The organism is Nocardia sp. NPDC051756 (assembly GCF_040681495.1).
Classification (GTDB): domain Bacteria; phylum Actinomycetota; class Actinomycetes; order Mycobacteriales; family Mycobacteriaceae; genus Nocardia.
Genome location: NZ_JBFAYV010000017.1, coordinates 104940 through 116967 on the forward strand (window position 1 = coordinate 104940; position 12028 = coordinate 116967).

The window sequence follows — 12028 nt, forward strand, 5'->3', positions numbered from 1 at the left end:
CGCACCGATCGGCGACTGGCCCGAAGAGGAAGCCGCCCCGCGTCCATCCTGGCACAGCGGATCGCGCCTCGTCAGCTCTGCGCAGGCAGGCCGAGCAGGGGCAGATCGAGCTTGCGGTTGCCCGCGTTGCCGTTCCACGCTTCGTAGTGGAACGCCGCGGGGTCGGCGATCCGGAACGCGTCGCGCAGCCCGGTCACCACCATCGATGCGATCCGCCGGTAGGTCGCCGAGTCGATCGGCCAGGGCGTATCGCGCCACCAGTTGCCGCTGTGGGTTTCGTCGGGTTGCTGCCAGCCCGCGTCGATCAGCAACCGGGCCCCCGCTTCGCCGGCACCCCGATCCGAGTCGAGCCATTCGTCGCCGACGATCTCGGCGAACAGGGTGTCCTCGGATTGGAGGAACTGCGCGTACCGCGCGACCTCGGCCGACTCATCGGACTCGACGATTTTCACCACGGCACCCGCGGGAAGCTCCGCGAGATGCCGGGCCAATCCCTCGGCGAACTGATCCCACCCGGTCAAATCAGCCCCTTTTCCTGCAAATCGATGGTCCGATCGCGAGCCGCGAGCCGCGAATTGGCGATCAGGGCCAACTGCACCGTGATGTCCAGGTGCCTGAGCACGATGGTCGCTTCCGCGCCCGCCCAACGAACCTCCGCGGACTCACCGGGGATGCGGGCCGTCGGTTCGCCGAGGCCTTCGGTCAGCGCGCTGGTCATCCGGGCGAACGCGTCGGTCGTCTGCGCCATGCCCGCCGGATCGCTGTCGACGAAATCGGTGACTTGCAACGTGAGGTCGACGGCCTGATCGGCGTCGATGTGGATCATGCCGCTGGACCGGCCGAATCCGGCATCGAGGCGGACCCACTCCGGTCGCGTCGTCTTGACCTGCCAGCCGAACGACGCCGCCAGCTCCGGGATGTCCGCTGCCGGGTAGGGCCAGTTCACCGAGCGCAGCCGACGCGCCAGGTCGACGATCTGGTCGTCGGACAATGCACGCCATTCGGTCATGGAATCACCCTAGTACTTGCTGTCGGACCGCATCTTTTCTTGGCGATCGACTGTGCCACAACCAGTGCGGTAGCGCGACTACGCGGACAGCGGGCCGCGGCGGAGCTCCGCGCGCTCGACCTCGGCGATGAACTGCTCGACGCTGTTCAGGGCGGCGCGGGCTTCCGGGAGGAAACGATGTCCCACCTGGAATACGTGGAACATGCCTGGCCACAGCTGAACCTCGCACTGTCCGCCCGCAGCGCGTTGGACCGCGCCGTAGTGTTCGGCGTCGGCGCTGAGCATTTCGCTGCCGCCCGCTTGCAGCAGCATCGGGGGAAGATCGGGGCCGACGTGGGCGGCGACGTTCAGCCGGGGGTCGTCGAAATGGGTTGTGCCGGTGTAGAGGCCGGTCATTCGGGTGGCGAGGCCGAAGGACATGAAGGCCTCGTTCACCTCGGGGCGGCGGGCGTCGGCGAGGGTCCAGGTCGAGTCGACCAGGGCCGAGAAGCCGACGAGGGCCTTCGGTTGGGGCAGGCCGAGTTCGCGCAGTTGTACACACAGGCCGAGGGCCATGTGGCCGCCGGCCGAATCACCCATGAGCACAATGTCTTTCGCGGCGTAGCCTTGTTCGAGCAACCAGAGGTAGCCGTTCAGGACGTCGTCGTGGGCGGCAGGGAATCGGTGTTCGGGGGCGCGCCGGTAGCGCAGAGTGAAGGCGGGGCGGTCGAGGCGGCGGGACAGCTCGGAGACCAGGCCGCGGTGGGTGGCCGGGCTGCAACCGACGTAGCCGCTGCCGTGCAGGTAGTAGATGAGTGATTGCCCAGGGCTCGGAGCCGGGCCGACCCACTCCCCCAGGGTCCGGCCGCGCGGTCCTTCGGTGTCGACCGGCGTGGTCGGCAAAGTGCGGTCGAACCAGATCCGGCAGGCGACGGCCAGCCCGAGTCGTGCGCCGGCCACGCCGAAACGGTTGGCGGGCAGGCGCGCGCCGAGCGGTCGCAGCGTGGTGTGCAACGCGAGAATCACGCCACGGCTGGCCAGAGATAGCGGATCACCATTGATCATCTACCGATTGAACCCAACGTCACCGGCTGTGGCAACAACGGTCAGATCGACCGGGCACAGTGCACAAAAGTGGCCGCTACCTGCTGTTCGATGTCACAGTCTGGCGAGGTCAGGCGAAGATCGCGGCGCGGCGGGCGGGATCGGCGAGGACGTCGCGGATCAGCAGGCCTAGGTCCCCGTCTGCGGGGACGGAACGGTAGATCACGTCGAAGGCCGGGACGCCGGCGACGCTGACCACGAACCTGGTGTTGCGACGATCGTACGGATACCAATCGATAGCGACCGGGCCGTCGAGATCGATGTCCTGGTTGCCGACCCGCAATCCCAACCTGCCGTGCTGGCGGTAGAGCACCACCGGGACTTCGCCCAGCTCGGCGTAGACGCCGCCGAGTTGGTTCGTTCCACCGGGCGTCGCTTGCAGTGCGCCGGTGATCGGATCGAACTCGGCCCATACGCCGTAGCCGACGTATGGGCGAACGACAATCGTTGCGCCGTTGCCGTTTTCGCCGGCGTACGAGCGACGGCCGTTGCCGCCGTTGTGCCGACCGTTGCCGCCTGGACCCGGGCCGCCCATGGGTGGTGGGGGCATGGGGGTCCATGGGGGTAGAGAGGATCCCGGCGGGTCGGTTGGGATCGGGCCGCCCGGTGGCAGATTCGGCGGCAGCGCGGGGGTGCCAGGGGGAACCGGGCCGCCGGGGGACGGATGCGGGAGTGTCGGAATCTGCGGCGGGACCGGCAAGTTCGGTGGCATCGGCCGGTTGGGTGGCTCCGGCAAGCTCGGTGACACCGGGATATGCGGCGGCTCCGGCAGATTCGGCGGCACCGGAATATGCGGAGGCTCCGTCGGTGAATCCGGCAGTTGCGGTGGGACAGGCAGATTCGGGGGCACGGGGATCTGCGGTGGGATGGGCGGATTCGGCGGCACTGGGATGTGCGGTGGCACTGGCGGGTATGGCGGCAGCGGGATGTGCGGCGGCAATGGTGGAATCGGCGGCACCGGGATATGCGGCGGGACCGGCAGGTTCGGCGGCACGGGTGGCGTCGGAGGGACAGGGGGCGTCGGCGGTACAGGAGGCATGGGCGGGGTCGGTATATGCGGTGGCGCCGGTACATGAGGCGGCACCGGAGGGCGCGGGGGCTTCGGCGGTGTCGGCGGATGCGGCGGCTCCACCGGGGGTTGTGGGTCCGGCACCGGCCACGGGATCGGCGCGGAATCCACCGGCTCGGGGAACTCGAACTCGTAGTCCCGCGGCGGATGCGGGATATGCGACCTCAGCGCGCGACCAGGCAACTGCGGTGGACGCGAATCCCTTTGGCCGGTATCGGAATCTGGCGGATCACCGCCATCACCACGATTCGTACGCGCTCCGCTGTCACCGGCCTCGACCTTCGGCCCGGACTCCTCCCCAGACTCCGGCACACGCGGAGGTGACTGCTCGGACACTGATGGATCACCACCATTCCGCCGATTCGTATGCGCACCAGCATCACCGGCCTCCGGCCTCGGCGCGGACACCTTCGTCGAGTCCGGCTTGCGCGAAGGTGACTGCTCGGACTCCGATGGGTCACTGCCAATTCGCCGATTCGTATGCGTACCAGCATCACCAGCGTCGAGCTTCGGGGCCGACTCCTCTGCTGAGTCCGGCTCGCGCGGGACTCGTTGCTCTGTGCTTGCGTCGGATTCAGACAGGTCATCGTCGTCGCGCCTGCTTGTATGTGCACCCGCGTCGTCAGCTTCCTGCTTCGGAGCGGACTCATTGGTGGACTCGAGCCTGCGCGTAGGCGACTCGTTGGCGCCTGTCATGGGTTCCGAAGGGGTGCCCTCATCGCCTTGCTTCGTATGCGCACCAACGTTTTCCGGCGTTCGCGCGCTTTCCTCCGCTGATGCCGGGTCACGTGGAGGCGACTGTTCGAATCCGGCATCGGGTTCCCGGCTGGTTGGCGGTTCGGAGTCGGGCGATCGATCTTGTGCTGGGGCGCGGTCGGGGGCGTCTGATCGGTCGTGGCCTGCGGCAGGGTCCGGGGTGGTAGTTGGTTCGCGGGCCGCTGAGCCGTGCGGGTCCGAGTGCGGGTCCTGCGGCAAGACGGCGGTTGTCGGTGGTTCCTCGTCCGGGCCGTCGGAGTCGCGGCGGTCGAGTTCGTCGAACTTGGCGATCATTTCGCGATGTGCGGCCTCGAGGTTCGCCATGAGTTGCTGGTGTTCGCTCTGGGCCGCGAGATCGGTGCGGATCTGCTCGAGGTGGTCGAGTACGCGGCGCAGTTCGGCGTCGGCCTGGTCTGCGTGCCGGCGGTAGGCCTCGTCCACCTTCGCCAATTCGCGGGCCAGCGCCGCATCGATCCGGGTGGCCGGGTTCGTCGAATCCGGCTCCGGTGCGGGACTTTGCGACTCGAGCTGCGCAGCCAGGTCGCGACCGATCTGCTCAAGCTGATCGAGGACTCGCTGTAACTCGGCATCGGCCTCTGCCGAATGCCGACGATACGACTCATCCAGGGCGGCAAGCTCGCGTACCACCGCTTCATCGATCCGCGAACGTGGGTCCACCGAATCCGACTCCGGCACAACGCCTTGCGGCTCGAGTTGTGCGGCGAGGTCGCGACCGATCTGCTCCAGATGGTCGAGCACTCGCCGCAACTCGGCATCAGCCTCCTCCGAATGCCGACGATACGACTCATCCAACGCCGCCAGCTCACGCGCCACCGCTTCATCGATCCGCGAACGCGGGTCAACCGAATCCGACTCCGGCACAACGTCATGCAGATCGAGCGGCTTGTCCAGGTCGCGACCGATCTGCTCCAGACGGTCGAGCGTCCGCTGCAATATGGCGTCGGCCTCATCGGTATAACGCTGCTGCGATTCGTCCAGAGCGGCCAGCTCGCGTGCCACCGCCTCGTCGATTCGGGAACGCGGATCCGTACTCGGCCGATCGTCGGGTGCTTTCGGCTCGGTGCTCGGCGGCTCCTCGGGTGTCTTCGTCCGGTTGCTCGGGTCGTCCGGGCGCTGTTCCGAATTCGGCTGCCGCACCGGGTCATCCGTGGTTGTACGGTCCCGCGCACCCGGCGGCTGATCGCTGCCCTCGATCGCCGGTCGCTGCGCGGACCCGTCCGATCCTGGCCGACGGGGTGGCGGCTCGGCCGGGGTCGAGGCGGGCGTTGGGCCATCCTCGTCGGGCCCGCCCAGTTCGGGCCGGGTGTGCCCGTCACCGGGCTGTCCGGTGTGCTCGCCCGCCGGCAGCTGCTCCGGCGCCCGGTAGAACTGGTCTGCCAGGTCGGCGAGTTCACGGATCTGCGCCGCTCGCTGCCGGACCTCGTCCCGCATCTTGGCGATTTCCGCGGCCAGTTCCGTGGGGGTCAGCCCCTCGTGCTTTTCGATCTTGCCGTCGCGGTAAGCCTCGTACACCTTGCGGAACGTCGCGTCGTCGGCGTCGGCGAGATCGACGCCGACCAGCCGCGACCAGTCCCGGTTGGGGTCGGGCCGATCGCTCTCGGCATCGCTGTCGCGATCCCAGGCGCCGTCGCCGTCGGGGCGGCGCGGATGGTCGGCGAGCGTCTGCCCGAAGTCGAGCGAATCCCCGGAATCCATTGCGTCGCGGATGATGTCGCGCAGTGCGTGGATCGCCTCGGGATCGTGGATCGGCGGCTCGCCGGTGACCCGCGGATCGGCGGACAGATCGCCGCGCGGCACATCGGCATAGGGATCGAGCTTGATCAGCGACTTCGCGTACTCGGTGAGCGCGTTCTTCAGCAGATCGTGCTTGCCGTCGCGCTCCAGTTGCGCGAACAGTTTACGCAGCTTCTTCGGATCCAGGCTCTTCGAGTCCAGCCCGTGCACCAGCCTGCCCGCGTCGTTCTTGGTGTATTTCGGCGGGAAGAGTTCCGACGGCTCGACGCCCAGCCGCTTCGCCAGCTGATCGCGCGCGGCGGCGAACCCGGCCGGGTCGAGGTCGCGCAGCTGCTTCGCGTAGGCGACGAGATCGCCGACCTGCTGTGCGCGCAACGCGTTTCGGAACGAACTGTCGGTCAGCGCTTCGGCGAGCCGCTGCGGGGTCAGCTCCGCCTCCGGGATGCCGAGGCGGGTGGCGAGCTGGCTGCGCGCGTCACCGATGTCGTTGAAGGACGAGGTGTCGTTCATCGACCGGGCGAAGTCGGCGAGCGCCTCGATCTGCCCGGCTCGAACGGCGTTGTCCAGCTTCATATCCGCGATCGTCTGAGCCACCCGGTCCGGGTGCAGCGCCTCCGGTTGCAGCCCGAGGGTCCGCGCGAGATCCACCAGGTCGGCGAGCACTTCGGCGCGCGGCCGGGGCGGCGGTTCCGGCGCGTCCGCCGGCGACGGCTCGGTATGCGGGACGTCGGTGGGGTCGAGCACGACCGGCCGCCACTGGCCGTCCTGGTCACGCAACAGGGTTACCGCCAGATCGCGGCCGTCGATCGTCTCGCGGTGGTGATAGACGTCGGGTGTATCGACCGGTTCGAGATGGATGTGACCGTTCCGATCGGTGCGCGCCTTGTGGTAATCGACTTGAACGTCACCACGATTCACCGCCTGGGCGAGGTCCGGATGGTCGGCCAGCGCGCGAGCCAGCGCGGCGGCCCGGTCCTGTGGTCCGTCGATGACGACGAGCCGGTCCGGCACATCCTCGCCGACCGGAATCCGGATGACCTGGTCGCCGAACGGTTCGCCGATCGGCGGCTGATCATCGGATTCGGGATGTACGCGGAATTCGGCGGCCTCGGCGAATTCGGCGACCCGGTCCGCGCGCGCCTGATTCGCGGCCCGCAACTCGTCGATCCGTTGCGTGCTGACCGAGTCGATGTCGAGGCCGAACATCTGTGCCCAGGTGGACAATTCGTCGCGCAGCTGGTCCCGGCGCAGCGCGTGCTCGAAGTAGGCGCGCGGTCCCTGGTCCCGGCCGAGCTCGGGGTCGTTCGGGCCGATATCACCCCATTCCTTCAGCGGGTCCGCGCCGTTGCCGACCGGCGTGTAGTTCTGCACCCCGGTCGAACCGTCGAAGGCCGCGTTGAGCTCCTTGAGGAAGCGCCCCATCGGGTTGTCGTCGAAGAAGCTGACCTGGTCGGAGTACGGGACCGGCCGTCCGGCCGGATCCGGCTCGCTCGAACGGACCGGACGATGGCCGGGGTCGTCGTCGAACTCGTCCTCGTCGAAGTAGAGGTCCTCGTCCTCCTCGTCGCGGCGACGCTGGTCGGGCCCGTCGAGTTCGCCGGGCCGATGGCGCTGCTCGCCCTGGTCGAGAGCGGGACGCGAATCCGGGCCTGCCACATCCTCTCTGGTGTACGGCCTGGTCTGCTCCTCATTGTATCGCCGGTGCGCGTCGGCGAGGCCTTCGATCGCCGCGGCCTCGCGCAGCGCGCGGTACTCCTGCTCGTCGATGACCCGGCGCACGGTCGCCGGATCCTCGTCGGGCAGGTCGAAGCCGAGCCGGTCGGCCAGCTCCGAGAGCGACTCGTGTTCGGGCGGTGGGCCATCCGGGTCCGGCGTGGGCTCCGGCTGCGCCGGTGGTTCCTGCTCGAGCGCCCGCGCCTCGTCTTCGGAGACCAGGTCCAACCGCTCCATGTCATCGACGATCCGCTGCCGCTGCTCCGGATCCGACACCGAGAGCGCGTCTTCCAGGACGGCCCTCGCTTCTTCCGCCGAGATCTGGCCGACCTCGAAGAGATCGGTGATGGTCTCCCGCACCAGATCCGGGTCGGCGTCGCTGACCCAGAAGCGGTACTCCTCGCCGTCGGCGGTGCGCGGCGCGACGAAATCGCCCGCGACATCGGGGGTCCGCCCGGACAGCTGGCCCAGGATCGGGAGGTGTTCGCGGTTCTTCCAGATCGTCGCGCCCTCTTTCAGGATGCGAGCGACGTTGGGCGCCTTGTCCGAGGCGTCCGGCGCCGGTCCCACGTGCGGGACGTCCGGCAAATGCGGCACGTGCGGAGCGGGAGCCGGGGTGGGCGGCTGGTCGAAGAGGTGTGGCGCGTTGGCCACCCCGTCCCGCAGCGCGGTCTGACCGCGGCCGTCCTCGCCGGAGCCGGACGGGTACTTGGGGTTGTCCCCCTCGTAGCCGCGAACGTAGATCCGGTCCCGAATGCGTTCCCACGCACGCCGAACCGGCGACTTCTTCTCGACCTCGCCCGAACCTTCCTGCCGCGCAGGCGGTTCCCCGTCACTCGCGGGTACCGCGCGCCACCGATCCGCGCCATCCGGATGCAGCGCCAGGGGCACCTGCTCGCCATCGATGTCGAGGGTGCGCGGGTGGGTGTCGTCGGCGAGCACCACCGAATCCGGCTCCAAGACCGGAAGTCCGCTGGAGTCGTTGTCGCGGTTGGTGTTCGACTCACCGCCAGGGTCGTCCGGCGAAACGGGCGGCGGCAGTTCGGGCGGCTTCTTGCCGCCGCCGTCCGAACCCGACGCCGGTTCGGCCGGTTCACCGTCCGGCGGTCGGTGCCCGACCCCGACCTCGTGCAATGCCGGATCCCGTGGCGGCAGCCCGGAGTCCGCGTGCTGTTGCGGAATTCCGTTCTCGTCGAACAGGATCGTGCGGGTGAGCTGTACCGGATAGTCGCCGCCGGGCGGGACCGGCGGGAACTCGTGCGGCAGACCCAGGACCGGATCGCGCACGACGATCTCGCCGTTCTCCTTGACCAGGACGTAGGCGTGCGCGCCGACGTTGTGCTCGTCGGTCTTGCCGTAGACGTCGATCACCAGCGCGGCCACCCCGTCGGGGCGCTCGATCCGGTTGCCGTCGGAGTCCAGCACGAAACTGCCGTCCGGCCGGGTCTCGTACATCAGCGCGTCGTGAATCTCGTTGTGGTTCTCGACGTCTCGCAGCGGTGCGTGGGCGGCCTGCTCGATTTCGCCCTGGGATACGCCGTCCAGACCGATTTCCCTGGTCGGCACGTCGATCACGTCGCTGCCGGTGAGCTGGCGGATGAGTTCGAGGCTGCGGACCGCGCAGTCGCGCTGCTGGTCGATGTCCGACGGGTCCGGTCGCGCGGCGGCGGGGTCGGCGGCCGCGGCGGTATCCGGTTGTGTGGTCCGATGATCCGCGCGCGATGCGGCGTCCGTGCCCGCCGCGGCGGCGAGGGGCAGCACGCCGGCTACATCGAGCGGTGCCGGGCCGTCACCCTCGCGTCGAGTGTGCGAACTGTCGGTCGGCGACGGCGCGTCGGCGTCCGGCGACTGCCGCACCTCGTCCGCACCCGAGCGGGCGCGCGGCGGCTGCTCGCCGCTGGAACCCGATTGCAGCGCCGACTGATGATCGCCGCGGACCGGCGCGTCCGCTACGCCGGTGCGACCCGAGTCGCGGGTGCGCGGGGCGGTTCCGTCACCGCGGGCGTCGCCCGCCCGGGGACGATCGGCGGACGGGCGGGTATCGCCCGGCGGACGGCTGTCCGGACTTCCGGCCCGCGACTGCTCGACGCGGGTGGCGTCCGATCCGGTGTGCGCACGCACATCCGCGGCGGCCGGGCGGGACGTGCTGGAAGATGCTGAGGTGTTGCGGCTTTCACCGGCAGTCTGCGGATTGGACGATGCCGGATGCGCAGGTGTAGTGCCCGGCTGGCTGGTGGGCGTCGCATGGGTCGGCGCGTTGGTAACCGGTCCGCCATCGATGTTATGCACCGTAATCGGATCGCCGCCAATGGACGTCGCGTCGATCCGGCCGTCGGAACCCGCGCCCCGTACAGCGTCTGCTTCCGGTGCGATGCCCGCACGCTGAGTTGTGGGGTCCTTGGAATCAGACTGCGCCGCAGTGTGATCCGTGCTCGTACCGGCGCCGTCGACCGGTCGGGCGCTGCCGTCGCCGGTCCGGCTCTGACCGTCGCCGTCGGAATGCGCCGCAGAGTCTCCGGCCGCCCGGTCCGCATCCCTGGCCGTCGCATCGCCCGCTCGACTCCCGGCCTCACCGGTGCTGTCGCCTGTTCCTCTGCTCTCGCCGGATCCGTTGGCATCGAACGCATTCCGACCGTCCCCTGGCCCCCGGCTCTCGCCGGACCCATTGGCATCGCCCGCATTCCGACCATCGCCCGAACCACGATTCTCGCCGGACCCATCGGCATCGCCCGCATTCCGACCATCGCCCGAACCACGGCTCTCGCCGGACCCATCGGCATCACCCGCATTCCGACCATCGCCCGAACCACGGCTCTCGCCGGACCCATCAGCATCACCTGCATTCCGACCATCGCCCAACCCGCGATTCTCGCCGGATCCGTTGGCGGCATGCGAGTTCCGGCCGTCGCTCGATCCACGATCATCGCCGGACCCGTCGGCATCGTTCGAGTTCCGGCCGTCACTCGATCCGCGATGATTGCCGATGCCCGCGCCGTCGCCCGCACTCTGGCCGTTGACCCCGCCCGGCTGCCGAGTCCCGGTATCGCCGCCGGCCCGCCCGTCGCCCGTGGCATCCCCGGCCCCGGCCGGCCTGGTCGCTCCGCGATCACCGGTCGTGCCTCGCCCGCTACCGTCTCCCGCACCGTCGGGCCGCGGCCCGGCACCGTCGGTCGAATGCGCCCCGCTGCCGGAGGGATTGACGGCAGCTTCGAAGCGGTCGCCGAAACTGGGCCTGCCGAACAGGTCCGGGCGCATGTTTCCCCAAGCATGCTGCGCACCGACCTTGTTCAGTCCGGACATCGCGCCATTCGACGCGCCCGCGGTGAACATCCGCCAGTCGACCTGGGTGTTCTTCAGGTTGTTCCAGGCATCGCCCACGCCGTTGCGGGCGGCGTCGATGCCGAACTGGGTGCCGGTCGCGGCGACGAATCCCGCACCCGCACCGACCAATCCGGCGGCGGGACCGGTGATCGCGGCCCGCATCCACGGCTTCATCTCCGAGCTCAGCCGGTGGCCGAGCCAGTCGCCGAACGGTCCCGCGGCGGCGCCGCCCGCGGCCGAACTCACCGCGGTGACCGCGACCTGATCCCAGTTGATCGACTTGCGGTGGCCGTGGTCCACCTGCCACTGCTGGACGCCGAGCTCCTGCAACGTGCCGAGCATCGTATCGATCGCCACGTGCCGCAGCAGGAACTTCGCGAGCTTCGATGCCACGAGCTTGCCCGCGTGCCGGATGATCGCGGAGACCACCCGCTCACCGATGATCCGCACCGCGATCCGGGTGATCCCGATCGCGGCCGCCTCGACCGCGGGCGCGGTCGGCGGAAACAGCCAGGCCGCGGCGAGCTCGCCGGCCAGCAGGCCCAGCGAGGACCAGTACATCAGCTTGGCGTACTCGATCTCGGTGCCGACGCCGTTGGCGGATTCGCCGATCTGGTCGAAGAGTTCGGCCAGCTTGTTCAGCGACTGGTCCTTCTCCGAACCGTCGCCGGAGCGCATGCTGTCGAAGCCCTTGATCATCTCCTCGACGCCCTCGCCGACCGGATAGGCGGTCAGCGAGGCGTTTTTCGCCGCGTCGATGTCGGTGAGGATGGTGCGCAGATCAGCGGCGGCGGTGTGCCAGTCCTGGGCCAGCGCCCACATCTGGTCTTCGTTGCCCTCGGGCCACTCCATGCCGACAATCGGCTCGAGCCACTCCAGGAAGCCCGGCAGTTCGATCATGGTGGATCAGGAGAAACCGTCGCGGTTCCCGTGCTCCATCTTCTCCAGCAGCTTGGCGCTCTTGGTCTGGCCGGTCGAGAAGTTGTCGAGCGAGCCCGCGATGTTCGCCGCGCCGGTGATCATGTTGTCCCGCGAGGAGGTGTAGCCGCCGGCCCCGTCCGGCCCGTTGGCGAAGTTGCGGCCGAGAGTGTCGTTGCCCCAAGGGTTTCCGCGCGCGTTGATCGACGCCTGCAAGGTGTGCAGCACCGTGTTGATTCGGTCGCGCGCGTCCCCGGTCTTCTTCGCTGCCTTGAAGAACAGATCCGAGTCGTACTGGACTTTGTCCGCCACCGCGTTCCCTCCGCGTATGTGCGGTCGCCCCGCACCCACATCAGCTGTACGCATTCGACGATGACAGTCCATAGCAACTCGCCTGTTGCTCG

Annotated in this window: 5 protein-coding genes; all 5 read right to left on the reverse strand. The window is 69.0% G+C overall.

Annotated features, from left to right (window positions below; all coding sequences use genetic code 11):
- Nucleotides 1-71: 71 nt before the first annotated feature.
- Nucleotides 72-521 (reverse strand): hypothetical protein, encoded by a 450-nt coding sequence (locus AB0M22_RS43245; RefSeq protein ID WP_364739259.1) that lies wholly within the window; start codon nucleotides 519-521, stop codon nucleotides 72-74.
- Entirely contained in the window at nucleotides 518-1009 is a 492-nt protein-coding gene (locus AB0M22_RS43250; protein ID WP_364739261.1) for a DUF6301 family protein, read from the reverse strand. Before AB0M22_RS43250 ends, AB0M22_RS43245 begins: the two co-directional genes overlap by 4 nt.
- 78 nt (nucleotides 1010-1087) lie before the next feature.
- Nucleotides 1088-2053 carry an alpha/beta hydrolase gene (locus AB0M22_RS43255; protein ID WP_364739262.1) on the reverse strand — a complete coding sequence of 322 codons (966 nt, stop codon included), beginning with the start codon at nucleotides 2051-2053 and terminating at the stop codon, nucleotides 1088-1090.
- A 109-nt stretch (nucleotides 2054-2162) separates the two neighbouring features.
- The gene (locus AB0M22_RS43260) at nucleotides 2163-11606 is read right to left on the reverse strand and encodes a hypothetical protein (protein WP_364739264.1); all 9444 of its coding nucleotides are present in this window, start codon (nucleotides 11604-11606) and stop codon (nucleotides 2163-2165) included.
- A 6-nt stretch (nucleotides 11607-11612) separates the two neighbouring features.
- Nucleotides 11613-11936 (reverse strand): hypothetical protein, encoded by a 324-nt coding sequence (locus tag AB0M22_RS43265; protein ID WP_364739265.1) that lies wholly within the window; start codon nucleotides 11934-11936, stop codon nucleotides 11613-11615.
- Between the last annotated feature and the right edge of the window lie 92 nt (nucleotides 11937-12028).

Coding starts and splice junctions, on each gene's coding strand:
- AB0M22_RS43250 (WP_364739261.1), bottom strand. CDS start 1,009: ATGACCGAATGGCGTGCATTGTCCGACGACCAGATCGTCGACCTGGCG.
- AB0M22_RS43255 (WP_364739262.1), bottom strand. CDS start 2,053: ATGATCAATGGTGATCCGCTATCTCTGGCCAGCCGTGGCGTGATTCTC.
- AB0M22_RS43260 (WP_364739264.1), bottom strand. CDS start 11,606: ATGATCGAACTGCCGGGCTTCCTGGAGTGGCTCGAGCCGATTGTCGGC.